Here is a 22,606-nt window from a genome sequence, read left to right on the forward strand (position 1 = left end):
GGCAGGCGCAACGAGGGCGGCGCGCGCATGGCCGAGCTGGTCGAGCACCTTGCCGAGCTGACCGGTTTTCGCGACCGCGAGCGGCTCGACGTCACGCTGGTCGGCGCGCTGCGCGACCTGCTGCGCCCGCGCTCGGTGGCGATCTACCGCAGCGTCGGCGAGCCCGGCCAGGAGCGCTGGCTGACGCGCGCGCGCCTGGCCGAAGGCGACCTCGCGGCCAGCGCCGATCCGGCCTGGATCGAGCTCGACGGCCTGCCGCGCCACGCCGAGCATCCGCAGCGCTTGCAGGCCTTCCAGGGCCAGGCCATCGTCGTCGCCGCGGGGCCGCCGCACCGCGCCTGGTTCCCGGTGGCGAGCGACCACGAGCCGCCCGGCGTGCTGGAGATCGAAAGCGACGCGCCGCTGGAAGAGCGCGACCAGCGCCTGGTGCTGAGCATCCTGCGCATCTACCGCAACTTCCAGGGCCTGCTCGACTACGGCGAGCGCGACACGCTGACCGGCCTGCTCAACCGCAAGACCTTCGACGACAACTTCCTGAAGAGCAACGCCGGGTCGCTGGCGCTGGCGGGGCCGCAGGCGCCGGGCGAGCGGCGCGAGCACCCGCGCCGCTGCCGCCACTGGCTGGGCGTGATCGACATCGACCACTTCAAGCGCGTCAACGACGAGCACGGCCACCTGATCGGCGACGAGGTGCTGCTGCTGATGTCGCGCCTGATGCGCAGCAGCTTCCGCCTCGACGACCGGCTGTACCGCTTCGGCGGCGAGGAGTTCGTCGTGCTGATGCGCTGCACCGCCGGCGACGCCGCCGCGCTGGCCTTCGAGCGGCTGCGCCAGAACGTCGAGCGCCACGTGTTCCCGCAGGTCGGCGGCATCACGGTGAGCATCGGCTTCACCGAGCTGAAGCCCGACGACTCGCCCAGCAGCGCCTTCGAGCGCGCCGACCGCGCGGTCTACTTCGCCAAGGGCCACGGCCGCAACCAGGTGCGCTACCACGCCGACCTGGTGGCGGCCGGGCACCTGAGCGACGGCGCCCGGGCCGGCGACGTCGAGCTGTTCTAGGCCTCCTTCACCGCGCCGTAGCGCGCCAGCATGCGCTCGCGCGCCTCGTCCGGGCGCAGCAGCGGCGCGGGGTAGCCGTCGCCGAGTTCGACGCCCGCGGCGGCGAGGTCGACCGGCCGCGCTTCCCACGGCGCGTGGATCAGCTCGTCGGGCAGCCTGGCGAGCCGCGGCAGGTAGCGCCGGATGAACCTGCCCTGCGGGTCGAGGCGGCGGCTGTGCGCCACAGGATCGACGCTGCGCGCCCAGGGCGGCGCATCGCAGCCGGTCGACGCCGCCGCCTGCCAGCCGGCGTTGTTGGCGGCGAGGTCGAAGTCGTTCAGGTGCTCGGCGAAGTGCTGCTCGCCGCGGCGCCAGTCGATGCCCAGGCCTTTGCACAGGAAGCCGGCCGTCAGCATGCGCAGCCGGTGGTGCATGTAGCCGGTCTGCGCGAGCTGCCGCATCGCCGCGTCGACCAGCGGATAGCCGGTGCGGCCCTCGCACCAGGCGGCGAACAGCGCGTCGGCGTGTTTGCCGTGCTCCCAGCGCAGGTGGTCGAACTCGGGCTTGAAGCAGTGGCCGACGACACGCGGGTGGTGGTGCAGCACCTGGTGCTGGAAGTCGCGCCGCGCCAGCTCAGACAGCCAGGCGCGCGCGCCCTCGCTGCCGGCCTGCGCGCGCGCATGCGCCTCGCGCGCCAGCTCGCGGACCGAACAGGTGCCGAAGCGCAGGTGCACCGACAGGTAGCTCGGCCCCTTGACGGCGGGAAAGTCGCGCGTGCGCGCGTAGTCGGCCATGCGCGGCAGGAAGTCGGCCAGCAGCGCCTGCGCGCCGCGCCAGCCGGGCGCGATCTTCAGCTCGTGCAGGTTGCTGCGCGCGAAGCCCATCGCCTCCAGCGCCGGCAGGCCGGCGGCCATGCCATCGGGCAGCGGCGCCAGCGCGGCGGCGTGCCGCTGCACCGGGTAGGCCTTCAGGAAGTAGGCGTCGAGCCGGCGCAGCCAGGCGTTGCGGTAGGGCGCGAAGGCGCCGTAGGGCGCGCCGGCGCCGGTGAGCAGCTCGTCGCGCTCGAACACCAGGTGGTCCTTCGAGGTGTGCAGCGCGATGCCGTGGCGCGCCAGCAGGCCGCGCACCTGGGCGTCGCGCGCCAGCGCGGCCGGCTCGTCGTCGTGGTTGGCGTAGACGGCCTGCACGTGCAGCTCGCGCGCCAGCCGGTCGATCTCGGCGATGGCGTGGCCGTGGCGCACCAGCAGGCGCACGCCCTCCCGGCCGTGTTCGCGGCCGAGCGCCGCCAGCGCCTCGTCGAGCGCGGCCAGGCTGTCGCGGATGAACTCGACGCGCCGGTCGGCCACCAGGCCGCGCGCGAGCAGCGGGTCGAGGATGTCGCGGTCGAACACGAAGGCGCACCACACGCGGCGCGCCGAGCGCAGCGCGTGGTACAGCGCGGCGTGGTCGTGCGCGCGCAGGTCGCGGCGGAACCAGACCAGCGCCGCGGGCAGCGGCGCGGGGGCATGTCTGTCGTGCGCCATGGAGCGAGTCTATAAAATGAGCGCATGGCCGGCGCCGCTATCAACCTGACGAACCAGTTCCTGATCGCCATGCCCGGCATGGCCGACGGCACCTTCGCGGGCAGCGTGGTCTACCTGTGCGAGCACACCGAGAAGGGCGCGCTCGGCCTGGTGATCAACAAGCCGATCGACATCAAGCTGAAGAACCTGTTCGAGAAGGTCGAGCTGACGCTGGACCGCGCCGACCTCGCCGACGCGCCGGTCTACTTCGGCGGGCCGGTGCAGACCGAGCGCGGCTTCGTGCTGCACGAGCCGATCGGCGCCGAGGCGGCCGGCGACGGCGCGCCGCCCTACAACTCGACGCTGCACGTGCCCGGCGGGCTGGAGATGACCACCAGCAAGGACGTGCTGGAGGCGCTGGCCAACGGCAGCGGGCCGAAGAAGGTGCTGGTGACGCTGGGCTACAGCGGCTGGGGCGCCGGCCAGCTCGAGGACGAGATCGGCCGCAACGGCTGGCTCACGGTGAACGCCGAGCCGGGCATCATCTTCGACACGCCGGTCGAGCAGCGCTACGACAAGGCGCTGTCGCTGCTGGGCATCGACCCGCGCATGCTCAGCCAGGAGGCGGGGCACGCATGAGCGCTTCACCGAGCGCCGTGACGTCTTCTCCCCGCAGTTTTCTCGCTTTCGATTTTGGCCTCAGGCGCGTCGGCGTGGCCGCCGGCAACAGCCTCACGCGCCAGGCGACGCCGCTGGGCAGCATCGCGGCCGAGGGCGACGCGCGCTTCGCCGCGATCGGCCGGCTGATCGACGAATGGCAGCCCGATGCGCTGGTGGTGGGGGTGCCGCTGCATCCCGACGGCGCGCCGCACGACAATACGCGCCGCGCCCAGCGCTTCGCCCGCCAGCTCCATGGCCGCTTCCGGCTGCCGGTGCACGAGGTCGACGAACGCTACAGCACCACCGAGGCCGCCGCGGCCGGCGCGCGCGACCTCGACGCGGTCTCGGCCGCGATCATCCTGGACCAATACCTGCGGACCCTCGCATGAGCACCTTGCACCTCGACGCCGAAGCGCTGTACGCCGACCTGCTGGCCGGCGTGCGCCGCGCGTGGCAGCCGGCCAGCGCCCTGGTGGGCATCTGGTCGGGCGGCGCCTGGCTGGCCGAACGCCTGCAGCGCGACCTGAAGCTCGACGGCGAACCCGGCGTGATCTCCAGCGCGCTGCACCGCGACGACTTCGGCTCGCGCGGCCTGAGCGGCGGCGCCGACCATACGAAGCTGCCCTTCGAGATCGAGGGCCGACACATCGTGCTGATCGACGACGTGCTGTTCACAGGCCGCACCACGCGCGCGGTGATCAACGAGCTGTTCGACTTCGGCCGCCCGGCCGGCGTGACGCTGGCGGTGCTGGTCGACCGCGGCGGGCGCGAGCTGCCGATCCAGCCCGACTTCTCGGCGGCGCGCATCGCGCTGCCGCGCGGCCAGCGCCTCTCATTGGCGCGAGACGAACAAGGCCGCTTCAGCTTCGACATCGAGGACGCCGCCTGATATGAAACCCCCACGCTCACTTCGTTCGCTGCCCCCCGAGGGGGCTGTCAGTGGCTTCGCAACGGCCGGGCGCCACTGACATGCTCTCCAAGCGCAACCCCCAGCTCAACGCCCACGGCGAGCTGATCCATCTGCTGTCGATCGAGGGCCTGCCCAAGGCGGTGCTGACGCAGATCCTCGACACCGCCGGCAGCTTCCTCTCGGTCAACGAGCGCGAGGTGAAGAAGGTGCCGCTGCTGCGCGGCAAGAGCGTGTTCAACCTGTTCTTCGAGAACAGCACGCGCACGCGCACCACCTTCGAGATCGCGGCCAAGCGCCTGTCCGCCGACGTCATCAACCTCGACATCGCGCGCAGCTCCACCGCCAAGGGCGAGAGCCTGCTCGACACCATCGCCAACCTCAGCGCGATGCATGCCGACATGTTCGTCGTGCGCCACGGCGAGAGCGGCGCGCCCTACCTGATCGCGCAGCACTGCGCGCCGCACGTGCACGTGGTCAACGCCGGCGACGGCCGCCATGCGCACCCGACGCAGGGGCTGCTCGACATGTACACGATCCGCCACTACAAGCGCGACTTCACGAACCTGACGGTGGCCATCGTCGGCGACATCGTGCATTCGCGCGTGGCGCGCTCCGACATCCACGCGCTGACCACGCTGGGCGTGCCCGAGATCCGCGCCGTCGGCCCGAAGACGCTGGTGCCCGGCGACCTGCGCGAGATGGGCGTGCGCGTGTGCCACGACATGGCCGAAGGCATCGCCGGCGCCGACGTGGTCATCATGCTGCGCCTGCAGAACGAGCGCATGAGCGGCGCGCTGCTGCCCTCGGCCGGCGAGTTCTTCAAGAACTACGGCCTGACGCCGCAGAAGCTGGCGCTGGCCAAGCCCGACGCGATCGTGATGCACCCCGGACCGATCAACCGCGGCGTCGAGATCGACTCGGCGGTGGCCGACGGCGAGCACAGCGTCATCCTGCCGCAGGTGACCTTCGGCATCGCGGTGCGCATGGCGGTCATGTCCATCATCGCGGGCAACAACGCATGAAACTGCTGATCAAGAACGGCCGCATCGTCGATCCGGCCTCGGGCCGCGACGAAGCCGGCGACATCGCCATCGCCGCCGGGCGCATCGTCGCCATCGGCCGCGTGGCGGCCGACTTCGCGCCCAACCGCACGCTGGACGCCGGCGGCCTGGTCGTCGCGCCCGGCCTCGTCGACCTCGCCGCGCGGCTGCGCGAGCCCGGCCACGAGCACGAGGGCATGCTGGAAAGCGAGATGGCCGCCGCGATGGCCGGCGGCGTCACCAGCCTGGTGTGCCCGCCCGACACCGACCCGCCGCTGGACGAGCCCGGCCTCGTCGAAATGCTCAAGTTCCGCGCGCGCAACCTCAACCAGGCGCGGCTGTACCCGCTCGGCGCGCTGACGCGCGGCCTGAAGGGCGAGGCGCTGACCGAGATGGCCGAACTCACCGAGGCCGGCTGCGTCGGCTTCTCGCAGGCCGAGGCGGCGGTGCGCGACACGCTGGTGCTGCAACGCGCGCTGGCCTACGCCTCCACCTTCGGCTACGCGGTGTGGCTGCGCCCGAACGATCCGTGGCTGGGCAACGGTGTCGCCGCCAAGGGGCCGCTGGCCACGCGCATGGGCCTCGCGGGCGTGCCGGCGATCGCCGAGACCATCGCGCTGTCGCTGATCTTCGAGCTGGTGCGCGACACGAAGGCGCGTGTGCACCTGTGCCGCCTGAGCAGCGCGGCCGGCGTCGACATGGTGCGCGCGGCCAAGGCTGAGGGTCTGCCGCTCACCTGCGACGTCAGCGTCAACAACCTGCACCTGACCGACGTGGACATCGGCTACTTCGACGCCGCGATGCGCGTCACGCCGCCGCTGCGCCAGCAGCGCGACCGCGACGCGCTGCGCGCCGCGCTGGCCGACGGCACGATCGACGCGCTGGTCAGCGACCACACGCCGGTCGACGAGGACGCGAAGAACCTGCCCTTCGCCGAGGCCGAGCCGGGCGCGACCGGCCTCGAGCTGCTGCTCTCGCTGGCGCTGAAGTGGGGCGCCGACAGCGGTCGCACGCTGGCGCAGACGCTGGCCACCGTGACGCGCGGCCCGGTGGCGGTGCTGGGCGAATCGCTGGGCTCGCTCGGCTCCAGCACGGGCCGGCTGGTCGAGGGCGGCGTGGCCGACCTGTGCCTGTTCGACCCCGCCGCGCACTGGACCGTCACCCCCGCCGCGCTGCGCAGCCAGGGCAAGCACACGCCGTTCGCGGGTTACGAGCTGCCCGGCCGCGTGCGGGCGACGATCGTCGGCGGACACCTGGCCTACGAAGCCGCGCGCGAGTGAACTTCGTCCGCGCGCTCTGGCGCCTGGCCGCCGCGCTGGGGCAGGCGCTGGCCGGCGCGCTGATCTGCGCGCTGTGTTTCCCCTTCCTCGCGCCGCCGCAGCGCATGGCGCAGGTGGGGCGCTGGTCGCGGCGCATGCTGCGCGCGCTGGGCATCCGGCTGGAGGCGCGCGGCGCCATCCATGCGGGGCCGCTGCTGGTGGTGGCCAACCACGTCTCGTGGGTCGACATCCTGGCGGTCAACGCGCTGCACCCGGTGCGCTTCGTCTCCAAGGCCGACGTGAAGCGCTGGCCGCTGCTGGGCTTCATGGTCGCCAGCGGCGGCACGCTGTTCATCGAGCGCGAGCGCAAACGCGACGCGCTGCGCGTGGTGCACCAGATCGCCGAGGCGCTGCGCGCCGGCGACATCGTCGCGGTGTTCCCCGAAGGCACCACCAGCGACGGCCACGACGTGCTGCCCTTCCACGCCAACCTGCTGCAGGCCGCCATCGCCACCGGCGCGCCGGTGCAGCCGCTGGTGCTGCGCTACCGCGATGCGCAGGCGAAGGTGAGCCAGGCGCCGGCCTACGTCGGCGACACCAGTCTGGCGGCGTCGCTGTGGGCCACCGTGACGGCCGACGAGCTGGTCGCCGAGGTGATCGCCGAGAATGCGCAGGGCACGCGCCATGCCGACCGGCGCGCGCTGGCCGAGCACCTGCGCGAGACCATCCTGGGCCGGCTGAACGAGGGACGGGAATGAAGCACGCCGTAGCGCGCCGCACGCGGGCCGAGCGCCGGGCCGCTCCCAAGCCGGCCCGCATCCCCTCGGGGGATCGGCCGACGTACCCGTCGGGCGAGGGGCAGTCATGACCCCGCTGAGCATCCGGCGCGTCGCCATCGACACGTTCCGCGAGCACGTCGCCTACCTGCACCGCGACTGCACCGCGGTGCGCGCCGAGGGCTTCCAGGCGCTGTCGAAGGTGGAGGTCAGCGGCAACGGCGCGAGCATCCAGGCGGTGCTCAACGTGGTCGACGACGAGTGCATCGTCTCGCCCACCGAACTGGGGCTGAGCGAGGAGGCCTTCGACAGCCTCGGCCTGCCGGCCGGCCACGCTGCGAGCTTGCAGCACGCCGAGCCGCCGGCCTCGATCGCCGCGCTGCGCCGCAAGATCGCCGGCGAGCGCCTGTCGCGCGACGACCTGCGCGGCATCGTGCACGACATCGCGCGCATGCGCTACACGAAGATCGAGCTGGCGGCCTTCGTCGTCGCCGCCAACCAGTTCGAGATGGACCGCGACGAGGTGCTGCACCTCACCGAGGCGATGATCGCCGCCGGCCGCCGCCTCGACTGGCGCCACGAGGTGCGCGGCGGGCCGGTGGTCGACAAGCACTGCATCGGCGGCATTCCGGGCAACCGCACCTCGATGCTGGTGGTGCCCATCGTCGCCGCGCACGGCATGCTGATCCCCAAGACCTCGTCGCGCGCGATCACCTCGCCGGCCGGCACGGCCGACACGATGGAAGTGCTGGCGCGCGTCGACCTGCCGTTCGACCGCCTGGCGCGGATCGTGCGCGAGTGCGGCGGCTGCCTCGCCTGGGGCGGCACCGCCGATCTCTCGCCGGCCGACGACGTGCTGATCGCCGTCGAGCGCCCGCTGGGCATCGACTCGCCGGGGCAGATGGTGGCCTCGATCCTGTCGAAGAAGATCGCCGCCGGCTCGACGCACCTGGTGCTCGACATCCCGGTCGGCCCGAGCGCCAAGGTGCGCGGCATGCCCGAGGCGCAGCGGCTGAAGAAGCTGTTCGAATACGTGGCCGCGCGGCTGCAACTGCACATCGACGTGGTGATCACCGACGGCCGCCAGCCGATCGGCCGCGGCATCGGCCCGGTGCTGGAGGCGCGCGACGTGCTGCAGGTGCTGGAGAACGACCCCGCCGCGCCGGCCGACCTGCGCCAGAAGGCGCTGCGCCTGGCCGGCCGCGTGATCGAGTTCGACCCCGACGTGCGCGGCGGCGACGGCTTCACGATCGCGCGCGACATCCTCGACTCGGGCCGCGCGCTGGCGCAGATGAACCGCATCGTCGACGCGCAGGGCCGGCGCCCGTTCGACTGGCACGCGCCGCCGGTGGCGCCGCTGAGCTTCGAGGTGAGGGCCGATGCCGACGGCGTGGTGACGGCGATCGACAACCTGGCGATCGCGCGCATCGCGCAGCTCGCCGGCGCGCCCAAGGCGGCCGGCGCCGGCATCGAGCTGCTGCGCCGCCTGGGCGAGCCGGCGCGGCGCGGCGAGCCGCTGTACCGTGTGTTCGCGCGCTTCGAGGCCGACCTCGAGTACGCGCGCCGCAAGGCCGCCGCCGAGCCGGGCTACCGCGTCGGCGACGCGGCCGAACTGCCGCGCGACTTCACCGGCTCCTTCAACGAGGCCTGAGATGCTGCTGCTCGCTTTCGCCGACGAACACGACCTGGCCGCGAAGCTGGCCGCCGAGCTCGGCTGCCGGCTGGCGACGATCGCCGAGCACCGCTTTCCCGACGGCGAGATCAAGCTGACGCTGCCCAGCCCGCTGCTCGAGCAGGTGGTCGTGCTGCGCGGGCTGCAGCAGCCCAATGAGCGGCTGGTGCAGTTGCTGCTGGCCGCCAAGACGGCGCGCCGCCTCGGCGCCAGGCACCTCGCGCTGGTGTCGCCCTACCTCGCCTACATGCGCCAGGACATCGAGTTCCACCCGGGCGAGGCGATCAGCCAGCCCATCGTCGCCGGCTTCCTCGGCGAACTGTTCGAGCGCGTCGTGACGGTCGACCCGCACCTGCACCGCATCGCCTCGCTCGACGAGGTGATGCCCGGCTCGCGCGGCACGGCGCTGAGCGCCGCGCCGCTGCTCGGCGCATGGATCGCCGCGCAATGGCCGGCCGGCGCCACGCTGCCGCTGCTGGCCGGCCCCGACGAGGAGGCCGACCAGTGGGTGCGCGCCGCCGGCGAGCGCACCGGCCTGCAAGGCTTCGTCTGCCGCAAGACGCGCCGCGGCGACCGCGATGTCGAGGTCGAACTGCCCGACATCGACATCGCCGGCCGCGAGATCGTGCTGATCGACGACGTGGCGAGCACCGGCCATACGCTGGTGCAGGCGGCGCGCGCGCTGCTCAAGCGCGGCGTGGCGGTGGTGGACGCGGCCGTGGTGCACGCGCTGTTCGACCGCGACGCCGTCACGCGCCTGCACGACGCCGGCATCCGGCGCATCTGGAGCACCGACGCGGTGCCGCACGCGAGCAACGTGGTGTCGATCGCGCCGCTGCTCGCGGCGGCGCTGCGCGGCGACTAGCTCAGGCCTTGCCCTGATTCGCCACCGCCGCCGCCGCCTTCGCCGCCGCTTCGGCGTCGCCGAGGTAGTAGTGGCGAATCGGCTCGAGGTCGGCATCCAGTTCGTAGACCAGCGGGATGCCGTTCGGGATGTTCAGCCCGACGATGTCGTCGTCGGAGATGCCGTCGAGGTACTTCACCAGCGCGCGGATGCTGTTGCCGTGCGCCGAGACCAGCACGCGCTGGCCGGCGCGGATGGCCGGCGCGATCGTGTCGTTCCAGTACGGCAGCACGCGCGCCACGGTGTCCTTCAGGCATTCGGTCAGCGGCACCTCGCCGGGCGCGAGCTTCTCGTAGCGGCGGTCGGCGCGCTCGCAGCGCGGGTCGTTCGCTTCCAGCGGCGGCGGCGGCGTGTCGTAGCTGCGCCGCCAGACCAGCACCTGCTCGTCGCCGAACTTCTTCGCCGTCTCGGCCTTGTTCAGGCCTTGCAGCGCGCCGTAGTGGCGCTCGTTCAGGCGCCAGTGCTTGACCACCGGCAGCCAGTGGCGGTCCATCTCGTGCAGCGCGTGCCAGGTGGTCCAGATCGCGCGCTGCAGCACCGAGGTGTGCACCACGTCGAACTCGTAGCCCTCGGCCTTCAGCAGCCGGCCGGCGTCCCGGGCCTGCGTGATGCCGGTGGGCGTGAGGCCGACGTCGGTCCAGCCGGTGAAGCGGTTCTCGAGGTTCCAGGTCGATTCGCCGTGGCGGATCAGCACGAGCTTGTACATGGGCGGGGTCGGCAGGTCGGGTGGGGGTGGGGGATTGGCCGGGCGGGCCGGCGGCGCAAACGGCGAATTCTATAATTCGCGCTTTGCCCGCCGCTGCGCCAAGAGGCCCCTTGAAGTTCTTCATCGACAACTGGTTCCTGTTTCTCACCGCGCTGGTGTCCGGCGGCCTGCTGGCCTGGCCCAAGCTCGGCGGCGGCGGCCTGGCCGGGCGCGTCTCTCCGGCCGAGGCGGTGCAGTTGATCAACCGCGACAAGGCGGTGCTGATCGACGTCTGCGAGCCGGCCGAATACGCCGCCGGCCACGCCGCCGGCGCGAAGAGCGTGCCGCTGGGCTCGATCGACGGCTCGCCCGCGCTGCCGAAGAACAAGGCGCTGCCGGTGGTGCTGATCTGCGCCTCGGGCGCGCGCGCCTCGCGCGCCGCGGCGCAACTGAAGAAAGCCGGCTACGAGCGTGCGCACGTGCTGGCCGGCGGGCTGAAGGCGTGGCGCGAGGCCAACCTGCCCACCGAGAAGTCGGCCTGAGCGCCGCGAAGGGACACAGCGCCATGGCCGCCGTCAGGATGTACACCACCCAGGTCTGTCCGTACTGCCAGCGCGCCAAGGCGCTGCTCAGGCAGCGCGGCGTCGAGAGCATCGACGAAGTGCGCATCGACCTCGACTCCGCCGAGCGCGACCGCATGGTCGCGCTGACCGGGCGCCGCACGGTGCCGCAGATCTTCATCGGCGACACCCACGTGGGCGGCTGCGACGACCTGATCGCGCTCGACCAGCGCGGCGGACTGATGCCGCTGCTCCAGGGCTGATAATCGCCCGTTCGCCGCCGCCGACGCGGCGGCCCCACTCAAAACGAGACTCCCATGGCCGACGACAACCAGACCCCGGTGTTCCAGATCCAGCGCATGTACCTGAAGGACTTGTCGCTGGAGCAGCCCAACTCGCCGCAGATCCTGCTCGAGCAGGCGCAGCCGGCGGTCGACATCCAGCTCGGCCTGGGCGCCGAGGCGATCGCCGACGGCGTCTACGAAGTCGCGGTGACGGCCACGGTCACCACCAAGGTCAACGACAAGGTGCTGTTCCTGGTCGAGGCCAAGCAGGCCGGCATCTTCGAGATCCGCAACATCCCCGCCGAACAGGTCGACCAGATCATCGGCATCGCCTGCCCGGGCATCGTCTACCCCTACCTGCGCGCCATCGTCTCCGATGTGTGCACACGCGCCGGCTTCCCGCCGGTGCTGCTGGCCGAGGTGAATTTCCAGGCCATGTACGAAGCGCAGCGCGCCCAGGCGGACGCGGCCCAGGGCAACGGCTCGGGCATCATCACCAGCGCCAACTGAGGGCCTCGCGCGCCGCGCCGATGAACCTGACGGTGCTCGGTGCCGGGGCCTGGGGCACGGCGCTCGCGGCGAGCGCCAGCGCGCGCCAGCCGACGCGGCTGTGGGCGCGCGACGCGGCGCAGGCCGCGGCGATGCGGCAGGCCCGCCGCAACACGCGCTACCTGCCCGAAGCGGCGCTGCCCGAGGCGCTGGACGTCACCGGCGATTTCGACGCCGCCGTGGCGCATGCGCGCGACGGCCTGATCGTGATCGCCACGCCGATGGCCGGCCTCGAAGACATGCTGCGGCGCCTGCGCGCCGGCGCGGCCGGCGTGCTGTGGCTGTGCAAGGGCTTCCAGCAGGGCAGCGGCCGGCTCGGCCACGAAGTGGCGCGCGAGGTCGCGCCCTCGCTGCGCTGCGGCGTTTTGTCGGGCCCGAGCTTCGCGCTCGAAGTCGCGCGCGGCCAGCCGACCGCGCTGGTGGCGGCCAGCGGCGACGCGGCGCTGGCCGAACGCGCCGTCGAGGCCTTCCACGGCGAGGCGCTGCGCGTCTACACCTCGGCCGACCCGGTGGGCGTCGAGGTCGGCGGCGCGGTCAAGAACGTGCTGGCGATCGCCACCGGCATCGCCGACGGCATGGCGCTCGGCCTGAACGCACGCGCCGCGCTGATCACGCGCGGGCTGGCCGAGATGACGCGCCTGGGCGTCGCGCTGGGCGCGCGCGCCGAAACCTTCATGGGCCTGTCGGGGCTGGGCGACCTGGTGCTCACCACCACCGGCGACCTGTCGCGCAACCGCAGCGTCGGCCTGCGGCTGGCCGGCGGCGCGCCGCTGGCGCAGATCCTCGCCGAGCTGGGCCACGTCGCCGAAGGCGTGCTCAGCGCGCCGACGGTGCTGCAGCGCGCGCACGCGCTCGGCGTCGCGATGCCGATCACCGAGGCGGTGGTCGGCGTGCTGCAAGGCGCGGTCACGCCGCAGCGTGCGCTCGTGCAGTTGATGGGGCGCGAAGCGCGCGCCGAACACTGACTTCGTGGAGATGAATCCCATGCATCGTCGTCACCTGTTGCGCGGCGCCGCCGCGGCCGCCGCGTCGCTCGCGCTGCCGGCCTTCGCGCAGGCCTGGCCGTCGCGGCCGATCAGGTTCGTGATTCCCTTTCCGCCCGGCAGCTCGCCGGATCTCATCGGCCGCCTGATCGCCGAGCCGCTCGGCGTGGCGCTGGGCCAGCCGGTGGTGATCGACAACAAGCCGGGCGCGGGCGGCAACGTCGGCACCGGCGCGGTCGCCAAGGCCGAGCCCGACGGCTACACGCTGCTGTTCACCATCCAGGGCCCGCTGGTCACCGCGCCGCTGCTGAGCAAGTCGCTGCCCTACGACCCGGCGCGCGAACTCGCGCCGGTGACGCTGGTGGCGACTTCGCCCAACCTGCTGGTGGTCGACCCCCGGCTCGGCGCGCAGACGCTGGCCGACTTCGTGCGCGTCGCGCAGGCGCGCAAGGGCGAGCTGAACTACGGCAGCGTCGGCAACGGCAGCGCCGCGCACCTGGCGATGGAGCTGTTCAAGAGCCGCGCCGGGCTCGACCTCGTGCACGTGCCGTACCAGGGCTTCCCGCAGGTGGTCAACGCCATCCTGGCCGGCCAGGTGCAGGCCGGCTTCATGGTGCCCGGCATCGCGATGGGCCAGGTGCGCGCCGGCAAGCTGCGCGGCCTGGCGGTGAGCACGCTGGGGCGCAGCAGCGCGCTGCCCGAATTCCCGACGCTGGCCGAGCAGGGTTACGCCGGTTTCGAGGCGATCTCGTGGCAGGCGGTGCTGGCGCCGGCGAAGACGCCGGCGGCGATCGTCGAGCGCGTCTCGCGCGAACTGGTGCGCATCATCCGCAGCGACGAGCTGCGCACCAAGATGCTGGCGCAGTACTTCAGCGCCGTGGGCACCGCGCCGGCCGCGCTGGCCAACCTGATGGCCGGCGAACGCGAACGCTGGGCCCGGGTGATCGCGGCGGCGGGCGTCAAGCCGGAGTGAGCGCCCTTCGACAAGCTCAGGGCGAACGGATTTCTACGCGTAGCCGTTGCGGCGCCAGGCCTCGAACACCGCGACGGCCACCGCGTTGCCGAGGTTCAGGCTGCGCTGGCCGGCGCGCATCGGCAGGCGCAGCCGCTGGTCTGGCGCGAAGCCCTCGCGCACGTCGGCCGGCAGGCCCGCGCTCTCGGAGCCGAACACCAGCCAGTCGCCGGCGCGCCAGTCGACGTCGGTGAACACGCGCGTCGCGCGTGTCGTGAAGGCGAAGCAGCGCTGCGGCGCCGGCGCGCAGTCGTGCACGAAGGCCTGCCACGAAACATGGCGCCGCACGCTGGCGTACTCGTGGTAGTCGAGCCCGGCGCGCAGCAGCAGCTTGTCGTCCATCGAGAAGCCGAGCGGCTCGACGAGGTGCAGCGCGCAGCCGGTGTTGGCGGCGAGCCGGATCACGTTGCCGGTGTTGGGCGGGATCTCGGGGTGCACGAGCACGATGTTGAACATGGCGCGCGCATTCTGCGCGAAGCCGCCTCAGGCGCCGGCCGGCGCGGGCGTGCGCGCCAGCACCCACAACTGCACGCCGGCCGCGCCGCCGGCCAGCAGCGTGCGCGCCATCTCGGCGGCGGTGGCGCCGCTGGTCAGCACGTCGTCGACGATCGCGATGCGTTGGCCTTCCACCTCGCGCAGCCGCAGCGGCTCGAGCGCGAAGGCGCCGCGCACGTTGGCGGCGCGGCGGTCGAGCGGCAGCTCGGCCTGGTGCGGCGTGTCGCGCATGCGCAGCAGCAGATGCGCATCGGCCGGCGCGCCGAGGCGGCGCGCCAGTTCCCACGACTGGTTGAAGCCGCGCTCGCGCAGCCGTGTCGCCGACAGCGGCGCGGGCAGCACGAGGTCGGGCACGGGCGCATCGCGCACCGCCTCGCGCAGCAGGCCGGCAAACACACTGGCCAGTTCGCTGTGGCCGTGGAACTTGAAGCGGCGGATCAGGCCGCTCCACGGCTCGGCGTAGTCGAGCGCCGCGAACGTGCGTTCGAAAGGCGGCGGTTCGCGCAGGCAGGCGCCGCACAGCGGCTGCCCGGCGGGCACGGCGATGGCGCAGCGCGCACAGCGTGGCCGTGTGATGGCCGCGAGGCGGCGGCAGTCGCCGCACAAGGCGCCGCGCCCCCAGCCGCGGCACAGGCTGCACTGGCCGGGCAGGGCGTCGAGCAACGCGGCGAAGGTCGGCACCGGCTCAATATACTGCCCGCCCATGAGCGACGAGCCCGCCACCGACCGTTCCGCGCGCGGGCTCGACGCGCGGGCGGTGGATGCCGCATTGCGCCGCCTGGCGCGCGCGGACCAGGCGCCGTGGCTGCATCGCGAGGTGGCGCGGCGCATGGCTGAACGGCTCGAAATCATCCGGCTGCGGCCCGCGCTGCTGATCGACTGGTGGTCGTGGCTGGGCGCCGGCGAGGCGGCGCTCGCGCAGGCCTATCCGCAGGCGCGGCGTGTGCTCGTCGAGCCGACCGCGGCGCTCGGGCGGCGCAGCGAGGCGGCGCTGGCGCGGCCGTGGTGGTCGCCGCGGCGCTGGCGTGCGGATGCGCCGCGCGTGCAGCTCGACGGCGAGGCGCTGCCGCCGGGCGCGCAACTGCTGTGGGCCAACATGATGCTGCACGCCGTGGCCGACCCGCCCGCGCTGTTCGCGCGCTGGCAGCAGGCGCTGGCGATCGACGGCTTCGTGATGTTCTCCTGCCTCGGCCCCGGTACGCTGCGCGAACTGCGCGCCTTGTACGAGCGGCTCGGCTGGGGCGACGCGACGCCGAACTTCGTCGACATGCACGACCTCGGCGACATGCTCGTGCATGCCGGCTTCGCCGATCCGGTGATGGACCAGGAACTGCTGACGTTGCAGTGGCGCGACGCCGGCGCGCTGCTCGCCGAACTGCGCGCGCTCGGCGGCAACGCCTCGCCGCGGCGCTTTCGGGCGCTGCGCACGCCGCGCTGGCGCGAGCGCCTGGTGGATGCACTTTCCTCTCTGGCCGACGGGCAGGGGCGCATCTCGCTGAGTTTCGAAGTCGCCTACGGCCATGCCTTCCGCGCCGCGCCGCGCCAGCCCGTGGCCGAAGAGACCCGCGTGCCGATCGCCGACATGCGCGCGTTGATCCGGCGCCGGAACGCCAAAGCGGTGCGCTAAAATCTTTGCACTCGATCAAAGCTGCGCCGCTACGAGCGTGCTTGGCGATTCGGTGGTCAGTACCACGTAAGACAGGGGATGTCGATCGGCACGATCGCTGCCATTCGACGACGTGGCCGCCGCGCGGTTGGGGGAGCCGGGGTAGTACCTGCCCGGTGCGGCTTGAGCGGCATCAAATCTGAAGTGAGAACGATGAAGACGATCAAATCACTCCGCGCGGCGCTGGCGCGCGGCACCGTTGCGGCGGGCGCCCTGCTGGCCACTCAGGCCGCGCTGGCCGTCAACAGCCTGCCGGGGGGGCCGGCGGTCAACCAGCTCGACCTGCACCCGCCGGTGACGAAGATCGCCGCCGAGCAGCAGTGGCTGCACTGGTTCATGCTGGTGATCTGCACGGTGATCTTCATCGCCGTCTTCGGCGTGATGTTCTATTCGATCATCAAGCACCGCAAGAGCCGTGGCGCCAAGGCCGCCAACTTCCACGAGAGCACCACGGTCGAGATCGTCTGGACCATCGTGCCGCTGCTGATCGTGATCGCGATGGCGCTGCCGGCCACCAAGGTGGTGGTCGCGATGAAGGACACCAGCGCCGCCGACCTGACCATCAAGGCCACCGGCTACCAGTGGAAGTGGGGCTACGACTACATCAAGGGCGAGGGCGAGGGCATCGGCTTCCTGTCCACGCTCGACCCCACGCACCGCGAGATGTCCAACAGCGGCCACCCGCCGCCGACCGACGACTACCTGCTCAAGGTCGACAACCCGCTGGTCGTGCCGGTGGACACCAAGGTGCGTGTCATCACCACCGCCAACGACGTGATCCACGCCTGGATGGTGCCGGCCTTCGGCGTCAAGCAGGACGCGGTGCCGGGCTTCGTGCGCGACGCCTGGTTCCGCGCCGAGAAGACGGGCGACTTCTACGGCCAGTGCGCCGAGCTGTGCGGCAAGGAACACGCCTACATGCCGATCCACGTCAAGGTGCTGGCCAAGGCGGACTACAGCGCCTGGGTCGAGGCCAAGAAGAAGGAGATGGCGGCGGCGGCCGACGATCCGGCCAAGGTCTGGAAGCTCGAGGACCTGGTGGCGCGCGGCGAGAAGGTCTACGCCACCAACTGCGCGGCCTGCCACCAGGCCAACGGCCAGGGCGCCGGGCCGATCAAGCCGCTCGACGCCTCGCCGGTGGTGCTCGACGCCGACAAGGCCAAGCAGATCGCCGTGGTGCTCAACGGCCAGAACAACGGCGCGATGCCGCCGTGGAAGCACCTGTCCGACACCGAGCTGGCCGCGGTGATCACCTACACCAAGAACCACTGGTCGAACAAGACCGGCCAGGTGGTGCAGCCGGCGGACGTGCTCGCCGCCCGCAAGTAATCCGTCGCATTGAGGACACACGTCATGAGCGCTGTCATCGACCACCACGGCGGCCACGCGGCCGGCCACGCCCACGGTCACGATCACCACGACCACCACCACGCGCCGCACGGCTGGCGCCGCTGGCTCTACGCGACGAACCACAAGGACATCGGCACGATGTACCTGCTGTTCTCGTTCGCAATGCTGATGATCGGCGGCATGCTCGCGCTGCTGATCCGCGCCGAGCTGTTCCAGCCGGGGCTGCAGATCGTCAACCCGCAGTTGTTCAACCAGCTCACCACGATGCACGGCCTGATCATGGTGTTCGGCGCGATCATGCCGGCCTTCGTCGGCTTCGCGAACTGGATGATCCCGCTGCAGATCGGCGCGAGCGACATGGCCTTCGCGCGCATGAACAACCTCAGCTTCTGGCTGCTGATCCCGGCGGCGATCATGCTGGTGGGCTCGTTCTTCATGCCCGGCGGCGCGCCCGCCGCGGGCTGGACGCTGTACGCGCCGCTGACGCTGCAGATGGGCCCGAGCATGGACGCCGGCATCTTCGCGATGCACATCATGGGCGCCAGCTCGATCATGGGCTCGATCAACATCATCGTCACGGTGCTGAACATGCGCGCGCCGGGCATGACGCTGATGAAGATGCCGCTGTTCTGCTGGACCTGGCTGATCACCGCCTACCTGCTGATCGCGGTGATGCCCGTGCTGGCGGGCGCGATCACGATGACGCTGACCGACCGCCACTTCGGCACGCACTTCTTCAACCCCGCGGGCGGCGGCGACCCGGTGATGTACCAGCACATCTTCTGGTTCTTCGGGCACCCCGAGGTCTACATCATGATCCTGCCGGCGTTCGGCATCGTCAGCGCGATCATCCCGGCCTTCGCGCGCAAGCCGCTGTTCGGCTACGCCTCGATGGTCTACGCCACCGCGTCGATCGCGATCCTGTCGTTCATCGTCTGGGCGCACCACATGTTCACCACCGGCATGCCGGTGACGGGCCAGCTCTTCTTCATGTACGCGACGATGCTGATCGCGGTGCCCACCGGCGTGAAGGTGTTCAACTGGATCGCCACGATGTGGCGCGGCTCGATGACCTTCGAGACGCCGATGCTGTGGGCGGTCGGCTTCATCTTCGTGTTCACGATGGGCGGCTTCACCGGCCTGATCTGCGCGATGGCGCCGATCGACATCCAGATCCAGGACACCTACTACGTCGTGGCGCACTTCCACTACGTGCTGGTGGCCGGCTCGCTGTACGCGCTGTTCGCCGGCGTCTACTACTGGGGCCCGAAGTGGACCGGCGTGATGTACTCCGAGACGCGCGGCAAGATCCACTTCTGGGGCTCGCTGATCTTCTTCAACGTCACCTTCTTCCCGATGCACTTCCTCGGCCTGGCCGGCATGCCGCGCCGCTACGCCGACTACCCGATGCAGTTCGCCGACTTCAACATGGTCGCCTCGATCGGCGCCTTCGGCTTCGGGCTGATGCAGGTGTACTTCTTCTTCTTCGTGGTCGTGCCGATGATGCGCGGCAAGGGCCCCAAGGCGCCGCAGAAGCCCTGGGAAGCGGCCGAAGGCCTGGAGTGGGAAGTGCCGTCGCCGGCGCCGTTCCACACCTTCGAGACGCCGCCCAAGCTCGACGCGACGGCCACCAGGGTGATCGGCTGAGGCGAGCACGATGACGCCCGAAGAACAGAAGAAGGCCAACCTGCGGCTCGGGCTGATCCTGGCCTCGGTGGCGCTGGCGCTGTTCGTCGGCTTCATGGCCAAGAGCGCGTTCTTCGGCATCTGAACCACCGAGCCCCGGCATGAGCGCGAGCCCGCACGACACCGACCCGACGCTGCGCAGCGACAACCTGCGCATGTTCGGCAAGCTCGGCGTGATCGTCGCGCTGATGTTCGGCTTCGGCTACGCGCTGGTGCCGATGTACTCGGCGATCTGCACGGCGCTGGGCATCAACGTGCTGTCGGTGGCCGAGCGCAAGGTGCCGGGCAACGCGCCGGCGGCCGCGCGCGGCAACTCGCAGGTCGACACCAGCCGCGTGGTCACGGTGGAGTTCGACGCCAACGCGCGCGGGCCGTGGGAGTTCAAGCCGGCGCGCAGCTCGCTCGACGTGCACCCCGGCGAGATGGCCACGGTGATGTACGAGTTCCGCAACGTGCAGAACCGCACGATGGCCGCGCAGGCCATCCCGAGCTACGCGCCGCGCCAGGCGATGGCGCACTTCAACAAGCTCGAGTGCTTCTGCTTCAACGAGTACACGCTCGCGCCCGGCGAGAGCAGGCAGTGGCCGGTGGTGTTCGTGATCGACCCCAAGCTGCCCAAGGACGTGCGCACCATCACGCTGTCGTACACCTTCTTCGAGGTGGGCGGCAAGACGCCCGCGGAGCCCAGCTCGTGAGCGAGGGCCTGAAGGAAGCCACGCGCCGCAAGGGCTCGCTGCTGCGCACGATGCGCGCGGTGGCGTGGTCGTTCTTCGGCGTACGCAAGTCGCGCGAGCACGAGAGCGACATCGCCCAGCTCAACCCGGTGCACGTGATCGTCGCCGGCGTGATCGGCGCCGTCGTCTTCATCGGCGTATTGGTGCTCGTCGTCAACTGGATCATCGCCAGCGGCGTGGCGAAGTAGAGAACTGACTGAAACAGGACCCAGAGGAGAACCCATGTCGGCAACGACCCCGCACGGGCAGACGCCCTACTACTTCGTTCCGGAGCCGTCGCGCTTTCCGGTGCTCACCGCCACCGGGCTGTTCTTCGTCATCCTCGGCGCGGGCCAGTGGGTCAACGGCCACGGCTGGGGCGCGTGGGTCACGCTGTTCGGCCTGCTGATGTGGGCCTTCGTGCTGCAGGGCTGGTTCCGCCAGGCGATCAGCGAGAGCGAGGGCGGCCTGTACAGCGAGCGCATCGACGTCTCGTTCCGCTGGAGCATGAGCTGGTTCATCTTCTCCGAGGTGATGTTCTTCGGCGCGTTCTTCGGCGCGCTGTACTGGACGCGCCTGCACGCGCTGCCCAACCTGGGCAGCCTGGAGAACGCGCTGCTGTGGCCCGACTTCAAGGCCGTGTGGCCCAGCGCCGCGCCGGGCCACACCGGCTCGCCGGCAGGCATCGTCGAGCCGTTCACGACGATGGGCCCGTGGCCGCTGCCGACGATCAACACGCTGCTGCTGCTGACCTCCGGCGTCACGCTGACGATCGCGCACCACGCGCTGATCGCCGACAAGCGCGGCAAGACGATCTTCTGGATGTGGATCACCGTGCTGCTGGGCGCGACCTTCCTGTGCGTGCAGGGCTACGAGTACATGCACGCCTACCGCGACCTGAACCTCAAGCTCAGCTCCGGCGCCTACGGCTCGACCTTCTTCATGCTGACCGGCTTCCACGGCTTCCACGTGCTGGTCGGCATGCTGATGCTGCTGTTCATCACGCTGCGGCTGATGAAGGGCCACTTCACGCCGCAGCGCCACTTCGGCTTCGAGGGCGCGGCGTGGTACTGGCACTTCGTCGACGTGGTCTGGCTCGGCCTGTACATCGTGGTGTACTGGGCCTGAGGCGAGACCCGCGGGGCCGCGAGGAACGCCGCGCAAGCGGCGTTTTTCGTTAGGAGCCCAGCGGAATGCCCTTCGGCTGGATCCAGCCCATGTACCAGGCCAGCATCACGAACGCGAACAGCGCCACCGAGATCGCCACGCGCACGGCGAGCGCGCGCATCATGCGGCCCGACTTCGGCCGGCCGTCGCGGCCTTCGCGCAGCATGAACACGCCGGCCGAGGCCAGCGCGCCGAGGATGCCGACGAAAGCGAGCGCGAGCAGGATCTTCATGCGCGCCGATTATCCGCCGCCGCCGCTGCGGCCTTTCCCTCGGGCGGGGCGCGCATGAACACGCGCGCCCGGCGCCTGGTCGTGCTGGCCGCCGCGCTGGCCGGCGTGGCGCTGACCGCCCGGCTGGGCGTGTGGCAGCTCTCGCGCGCCGCCGAGAAAGAGGCGATGCAGGCCGCGCTGCTGGCGCGCGGCGGCGAGGCCCCGCTGGCGCAGGCCGAACTCGCGCGCACCCACGACGCGGCCGAGGCGCAGCGCCACCGGCGCATCGTGCTGCAAGGGCGCTGGATCGGCGGGCGCACGATCTTCCTCGACAACCGGCCGATGGACGGCCGCGCCGGCTTCTACGTCGTCACGCCGCTGGCGCTCGAAGGCGGCGAGGGCGACGCGGTGCTGGTGCAGCGCGGCTGGGTGCCGCGCGACGCCGCCGACCGCACGCGCGTGCCCGAGCTCGCCTCGCCGGGCGGCGTGGTGCGCATCGAAGGCCGCATCGCCGCACCGCCGTCGCGGACCTACGAACTGGGCGCCGAAGGGCAGGGCGCGATCCGGCAGAATCTCGACCTCGACGCTTTCGCGCGCGAAACCGGCCTGCGCCTGAGGCCGCTGTCGGTGCAGCAGGCCGACGGCGCCGGGGCGGCGGCCGACGGGCTGCTGCGCCACTGGCCGGCGCCCGCGCTCGACGTGCACAAGCACTACGGCTATGCCTTCCAGTGGTTCGCGCTCGCGGCCTTGATCTCGGGTCTGTATGTCTGGTTCCAACTCGTCCGTCCGCGGCTCGCAAGGCGCGCCTGAAGCGGCCTCGCCGCTGAGCTTCACCGTGCATTCGATGCCCGAGCCGGGCCTGGCCGAGGCCGGCCGCCGCACCGCCACGGGCCGCGTCAAGATGCTGCTGATCCTGCTGGTGTGCGCGGCGCCGGTGATCGCCTCGTACTTCAGCTACTTCGTGATCCGGCCCGAGGGCCGCACCAACTACGGCACGCTGATCTCGCCGCAGGTGCCGCTGCCCGAGGCGCTGCCGCTGGCCGACCCGCAGGGCCGCGCGGTGGCCGCGGCCTCGCTGCACGGCCAGTGGCTGCTGGTGGTGGTGGGCGGGGGCGACTGCGACGCGGCCTGCGAGAAGCGCCTGTGGCTGCAACGCCAGCTTCGCGAGGCGCTGGGCCGCGACAAGGACAGGCTCGACAAGGTCTGGCTGGTCGACGACGCGCAGCCGCTGCGCGCCGAGCTGATGCAGGCGCTGAACGCCGGCGAGCCGGTCACCGTGCTGCGCGCGCCGCGCGAGGCGCTGGCGCAGTGGCTGAAGCCGGCCGAGGGCGCGGCGCTCGAGGCGCACTTCTACATCGTCGACCCGCGCGGCCACTGGATGATGCGCGCGCCCGGCGAGCCCGACGCGGCCCGGCTGCGCCGCGACCTCGAGAAGCTGATGCGCGGCTCGGCGGGCTGGGACAGCCCCGGCCGGCCCTGACGAA

The 22,606-nt window shown here is 71.6% G+C and carries 28 protein-coding genes; 23 read left to right on the forward strand and 5 right to left on the reverse strand.

Annotated features, from left to right (window positions below; translation table 11 throughout):
* Positions 1-27 precede the first annotated feature (27 nt).
* Positions 28-1,059 (forward strand): GGDEF domain-containing protein, encoded by a 1,032-nt coding sequence (locus tag QM792_RS06710; protein WP_415148648.1) that lies wholly within the window; start codon positions 28-30, stop codon positions 1,057-1,059.
* Here QM792_RS06710 and QM792_RS06715 read toward each other — a convergent pair.
* Positions 1,056-2,561, reverse strand: a complete 1,506-nt coding sequence (locus QM792_RS06715) for a cryptochrome/photolyase family protein (RefSeq protein WP_415148650.1) — start codon at positions 2,559-2,561, stop codon at positions 1,056-1,058. The two genes, QM792_RS06710 and QM792_RS06715, sit on opposite strands and share 4 nt — an antisense overlap.
* A 24-nt stretch (positions 2,562-2,585) precedes the next feature.
* Between QM792_RS06715 and QM792_RS06720 the strand changes: the two genes are divergently transcribed.
* The 8 genes from QM792_RS06720 to QM792_RS06755 all read left to right on the forward strand — a co-directional run bounded on the left by QM792_RS06720 (position 2,586) and on the right by QM792_RS06755 (position 9,722).
* The gene (locus QM792_RS06720; protein ID WP_415148652.1) at positions 2,586-3,179 is read left to right on the forward strand and encodes a YqgE/AlgH family protein; all 594 of its coding nucleotides are present in this window, start codon (positions 2,586-2,588) and stop codon (positions 3,177-3,179) included.
* Entirely contained in the window at positions 3,176-3,589 is a 414-nt protein-coding gene (gene ruvX, locus QM792_RS06725) for a Holliday junction resolvase RuvX (protein WP_415148654.1), read from the forward strand. Before QM792_RS06720 ends, ruvX begins: the two co-directional genes overlap by 4 nt.
* Entirely contained in the window at positions 3,586-4,089 is a 504-nt protein-coding gene (gene pyrR / locus QM792_RS06730; protein ID WP_415148655.1) for a bifunctional pyr operon transcriptional regulator/uracil phosphoribosyltransferase PyrR, read from the forward strand. The genes ruvX and pyrR overlap by 4 nt, the downstream gene beginning before the upstream one ends.
* An 80-nt stretch (positions 4,090-4,169) precedes the next feature.
* Positions 4,170-5,132, forward strand: a complete 963-nt coding sequence (locus tag QM792_RS06735; RefSeq protein ID WP_415148656.1) for an aspartate carbamoyltransferase catalytic subunit — start codon at positions 4,170-4,172, stop codon at positions 5,130-5,132.
* The gene (locus QM792_RS06740) at positions 5,129-6,430 is read left to right on the forward strand and encodes a dihydroorotase (RefSeq protein WP_415148658.1); all 1,302 of its coding nucleotides are present in this window, start codon (positions 5,129-5,131) and stop codon (positions 6,428-6,430) included. Before QM792_RS06735 ends, QM792_RS06740 begins: the two co-directional genes overlap by 4 nt.
* Positions 6,427-7,167, forward strand: a complete 741-nt coding sequence (locus QM792_RS06745) for a lysophospholipid acyltransferase family protein (RefSeq protein WP_415148659.1) — start codon at positions 6,427-6,429, stop codon at positions 7,165-7,167. The genes QM792_RS06740 and QM792_RS06745 overlap by 4 nt, the downstream gene beginning before the upstream one ends.
* A 106-nt stretch (positions 7,168-7,273) precedes the next feature.
* Entirely contained in the window at positions 7,274-8,836 is a 1,563-nt protein-coding gene (locus QM792_RS06750; protein ID WP_415148660.1) for a thymidine phosphorylase family protein, read from the forward strand.
* Position 8,837: 1 nt separating this feature from the next.
* A complete protein-coding gene (locus QM792_RS06755; protein WP_415148661.1) occupies positions 8,838-9,722 on the forward strand; it encodes a ribose-phosphate diphosphokinase in 885 nt (294 codons plus the stop codon).
* A gap of 1 nt (position 9,723) precedes the next feature.
* Here QM792_RS06755 and gpmA read toward each other — a convergent pair whose 3' ends face one another.
* Positions 9,724-10,467 carry a 2,3-diphosphoglycerate-dependent phosphoglycerate mutase gene (gpmA, locus tag QM792_RS06760; protein WP_415148662.1) on the reverse strand — a complete coding sequence of 248 codons (744 nt, stop codon included), beginning with the start codon at positions 10,465-10,467 and terminating at the stop codon, positions 9,724-9,726.
* Positions 10,468-10,577: 110 nt separating this feature from the next.
* Between gpmA and QM792_RS06765 the strand changes: the two genes are divergently transcribed.
* Genes QM792_RS06765 through QM792_RS06785 form a run of 5 tightly spaced genes read left to right on the forward strand, consistent with a single transcriptional unit; the run spans position 10,578 to position 13,795 of the window.
* Positions 10,578-10,988, forward strand: coding sequence for a rhodanese-like domain-containing protein (locus QM792_RS06765; RefSeq protein ID WP_415148664.1), 411 nt, complete (start codon positions 10,578-10,580; stop codon positions 10,986-10,988).
* Between the two features lie 23 nt (positions 10,989-11,011).
* Complete coding sequence (gene grxC, locus QM792_RS06770; RefSeq protein WP_415148666.1) at positions 11,012-11,269, forward strand: glutaredoxin 3; 258 nt, start codon at positions 11,012-11,014, stop codon at positions 11,267-11,269.
* Positions 11,270-11,323: 54 nt separating this feature from the next.
* Positions 11,324-11,800: a protein-export chaperone SecB gene (gene secB / locus QM792_RS06775; RefSeq protein ID WP_415148667.1), complete on the forward strand. Its 477-nt coding sequence runs from the start codon at positions 11,324-11,326 to the stop codon at positions 11,798-11,800.
* Positions 11,801-11,820: 20 nt separating this feature from the next.
* Positions 11,821-12,804, forward strand: a complete 984-nt coding sequence (locus QM792_RS06780) for an NAD(P)H-dependent glycerol-3-phosphate dehydrogenase (protein WP_415148668.1) — start codon at positions 11,821-11,823, stop codon at positions 12,802-12,804.
* Positions 12,805-12,823: 19 nt separating this feature from the next.
* The gene (locus QM792_RS06785; RefSeq protein ID WP_415148669.1) at positions 12,824-13,795 is read left to right on the forward strand and encodes a Bug family tripartite tricarboxylate transporter substrate binding protein; all 972 of its coding nucleotides are present in this window, start codon (positions 12,824-12,826) and stop codon (positions 13,793-13,795) included.
* 33 nt (positions 13,796-13,828) lie between these two features.
* Here the strand turns inward: QM792_RS06785 and QM792_RS06790 are convergent, their stop codons facing one another.
* Both QM792_RS06790 and QM792_RS06795 read right to left on the reverse strand, forming a co-directional pair.
* Positions 13,829-14,290: a tRNA (cytidine(34)-2'-O)-methyltransferase gene (locus QM792_RS06790; RefSeq protein WP_415148670.1), complete on the reverse strand. Its 462-nt coding sequence runs from the start codon at positions 14,288-14,290 to the stop codon at positions 13,829-13,831.
* Between the two features lie 27 nt (positions 14,291-14,317).
* Entirely contained in the window at positions 14,318-15,010 is a 693-nt protein-coding gene (locus QM792_RS06795) for a ComF family protein (protein ID WP_415148671.1), read from the reverse strand.
* Positions 15,011-15,032: 22 nt separating this feature from the next.
* On the opposite strand from QM792_RS06795, the gene QM792_RS06800 reads away from it, so the two are divergent.
* The 7 genes from QM792_RS06800 (at position 15,033) to QM792_RS06830 (ending at position 20,872) form a co-directional block, all read left to right on the forward strand.
* Complete coding sequence (locus tag QM792_RS06800) at positions 15,033-15,956, forward strand: class I SAM-dependent methyltransferase (protein ID WP_415148672.1); 924 nt, start codon at positions 15,033-15,035, stop codon at positions 15,954-15,956.
* Positions 15,957-16,148: 192 nt separating this feature from the next.
* A complete protein-coding gene (gene coxB, locus QM792_RS06805; RefSeq protein ID WP_415148674.1) occupies positions 16,149-17,324 on the forward strand; it encodes a cytochrome c oxidase subunit II in 1,176 nt (391 codons plus the stop codon).
* 24 nt (positions 17,325-17,348) lie between these two features.
* Entirely contained in the window at positions 17,349-18,992 is a 1,644-nt protein-coding gene (ctaD, locus tag QM792_RS06810) for a cytochrome c oxidase subunit I (protein ID WP_415148676.1), read from the forward strand.
* Between the two features lie 10 nt (positions 18,993-19,002).
* A complete protein-coding gene (locus QM792_RS06815; protein ID WP_415148677.1) occupies positions 19,003-19,116 on the forward strand; it encodes a cytochrome oxidase small assembly protein in 114 nt (37 codons plus the stop codon).
* 16 nt (positions 19,117-19,132) lie between these two features.
* Positions 19,133-19,726, forward strand: coding sequence for a cytochrome c oxidase assembly protein (locus QM792_RS06820; RefSeq protein WP_415148678.1), 594 nt, complete (start codon positions 19,133-19,135; stop codon positions 19,724-19,726).
* A gap of 50 nt (positions 19,727-19,776) precedes the next feature.
* A complete protein-coding gene (locus QM792_RS06825; RefSeq protein WP_415151596.1) occupies positions 19,777-19,953 on the forward strand; it encodes a DUF2970 domain-containing protein in 177 nt (58 codons plus the stop codon).
* A 34-nt stretch (positions 19,954-19,987) separates the two neighbouring features.
* On the forward strand, positions 19,988-20,872 hold the full coding sequence (locus tag QM792_RS06830; protein ID WP_415148680.1) for a cytochrome c oxidase subunit 3: 885 nt from the start codon (positions 19,988-19,990) through the stop codon (positions 20,870-20,872).
* Between the two features lie 49 nt (positions 20,873-20,921).
* Here the strand turns inward: QM792_RS06830 and QM792_RS06835 are convergent, their stop codons facing one another.
* Positions 20,922-21,143, reverse strand: coding sequence for a twin transmembrane helix small protein (locus QM792_RS06835; protein ID WP_415148682.1), 222 nt, complete (start codon positions 21,141-21,143; stop codon positions 20,922-20,924).
* Between the two features lie 54 nt (positions 21,144-21,197).
* Here QM792_RS06835 and QM792_RS06840 point away from each other — a divergent pair, with 54 nt between their 5' ends.
* On the forward strand, positions 21,198-21,932 hold the full coding sequence (locus QM792_RS06840; RefSeq protein ID WP_415148683.1) for an SURF1 family protein: 735 nt from the start codon (positions 21,198-21,200) through the stop codon (positions 21,930-21,932).
* Positions 21,886-22,602, forward strand: a complete 717-nt coding sequence (locus QM792_RS06845) for an SCO family protein (RefSeq protein ID WP_415148684.1) — start codon at positions 21,886-21,888, stop codon at positions 22,600-22,602. The genes QM792_RS06840 and QM792_RS06845 overlap by 47 nt, the downstream gene beginning before the upstream one ends.
* The last annotated feature ends 4 nt before the right edge of the window (positions 22,603-22,606 follow it).

Origin of the sequence: Piscinibacter sp., from assembly GCF_047600445.1 — a bacterium.
Taxonomy (GTDB): domain Bacteria; phylum Pseudomonadota; class Gammaproteobacteria; order Burkholderiales; family Burkholderiaceae_C; genus Piscinibacter.

What these genes read in the sequence shown, in the direction of transcription:
- QM792_RS06710 (WP_415148648.1), top strand. Translation starts at nt 28, where the DNA reads ATGGCCGAGCTGGTCGAGCACCTTGCCGAGCTGACCGGTTTTCGCGAC.
- QM792_RS06715 (WP_415148650.1), bottom strand. Translation starts at nt 2,561, where the DNA reads ATGGCGCACGACAGACATGCCCCCGCGCCGCTGCCCGCGGCGCTGGTC.
- QM792_RS06720 (WP_415148652.1), top strand. Translation starts at nt 2,586, where the DNA reads ATGGCCGGCGCCGCTATCAACCTGACGAACCAGTTCCTGATCGCCATG.
- ruvX (WP_415148654.1), top strand. Translation starts at nt 3,176, where the DNA reads ATGAGCGCTTCACCGAGCGCCGTGACGTCTTCTCCCCGCAGTTTTCTC.
- pyrR (WP_415148655.1), top strand. Translation starts at nt 3,586, where the DNA reads ATGAGCACCTTGCACCTCGACGCCGAAGCGCTGTACGCCGACCTGCTG.
- QM792_RS06735 (WP_415148656.1), top strand. Translation starts at nt 4,170, where the DNA reads ATGCTCTCCAAGCGCAACCCCCAGCTCAACGCCCACGGCGAGCTGATC.
- QM792_RS06740 (WP_415148658.1), top strand. Translation starts at nt 5,129, where the DNA reads ATGAAACTGCTGATCAAGAACGGCCGCATCGTCGATCCGGCCTCGGGC.
- QM792_RS06750 (WP_415148660.1), top strand. Translation starts at nt 7,274, where the DNA reads ATGACCCCGCTGAGCATCCGGCGCGTCGCCATCGACACGTTCCGCGAG.
- QM792_RS06755 (WP_415148661.1), top strand. Translation starts at nt 8,838, where the DNA reads ATGCTGCTGCTCGCTTTCGCCGACGAACACGACCTGGCCGCGAAGCTG.
- gpmA (WP_415148662.1), bottom strand. Translation starts at nt 10,467, where the DNA reads ATGTACAAGCTCGTGCTGATCCGCCACGGCGAATCGACCTGGAACCTC.
- grxC (WP_415148666.1), top strand. Translation starts at nt 11,012, where the DNA reads ATGGCCGCCGTCAGGATGTACACCACCCAGGTCTGTCCGTACTGCCAG.
- secB (WP_415148667.1), top strand. Translation starts at nt 11,324, where the DNA reads ATGGCCGACGACAACCAGACCCCGGTGTTCCAGATCCAGCGCATGTAC.
- QM792_RS06780 (WP_415148668.1), top strand. Translation starts at nt 11,821, where the DNA reads ATGAACCTGACGGTGCTCGGTGCCGGGGCCTGGGGCACGGCGCTCGCG.
- QM792_RS06785 (WP_415148669.1), top strand. Translation starts at nt 12,824, where the DNA reads ATGCATCGTCGTCACCTGTTGCGCGGCGCCGCCGCGGCCGCCGCGTCG.
- QM792_RS06790 (WP_415148670.1), bottom strand. Translation starts at nt 14,290, where the DNA reads ATGTTCAACATCGTGCTCGTGCACCCCGAGATCCCGCCCAACACCGGC.
- QM792_RS06800 (WP_415148672.1), top strand. Translation starts at nt 15,033, where the DNA reads ATGAGCGACGAGCCCGCCACCGACCGTTCCGCGCGCGGGCTCGACGCG.
- coxB (WP_415148674.1), top strand. Translation starts at nt 16,149, where the DNA reads ATGAAGACGATCAAATCACTCCGCGCGGCGCTGGCGCGCGGCACCGTT.
- ctaD (WP_415148676.1), top strand. Translation starts at nt 17,349, where the DNA reads ATGAGCGCTGTCATCGACCACCACGGCGGCCACGCGGCCGGCCACGCC.
- QM792_RS06815 (WP_415148677.1), top strand. Translation starts at nt 19,003, where the DNA reads ATGACGCCCGAAGAACAGAAGAAGGCCAACCTGCGGCTCGGGCTGATC.
- QM792_RS06820 (WP_415148678.1), top strand. Translation starts at nt 19,133, where the DNA reads ATGAGCGCGAGCCCGCACGACACCGACCCGACGCTGCGCAGCGACAAC.
- QM792_RS06825 (WP_415151596.1), top strand. Translation starts at nt 19,777, where the DNA reads ATGCGCGCGGTGGCGTGGTCGTTCTTCGGCGTACGCAAGTCGCGCGAG.
- QM792_RS06830 (WP_415148680.1), top strand. Translation starts at nt 19,988, where the DNA reads ATGTCGGCAACGACCCCGCACGGGCAGACGCCCTACTACTTCGTTCCG.
- QM792_RS06835 (WP_415148682.1), bottom strand. Translation starts at nt 21,143, where the DNA reads ATGAAGATCCTGCTCGCGCTCGCTTTCGTCGGCATCCTCGGCGCGCTG.
- QM792_RS06840 (WP_415148683.1), top strand. Translation starts at nt 21,198, where the DNA reads ATGAACACGCGCGCCCGGCGCCTGGTCGTGCTGGCCGCCGCGCTGGCC.
- QM792_RS06845 (WP_415148684.1), top strand. Translation starts at nt 21,886, where the DNA reads ATGTCTGGTTCCAACTCGTCCGTCCGCGGCTCGCAAGGCGCGCCTGAA.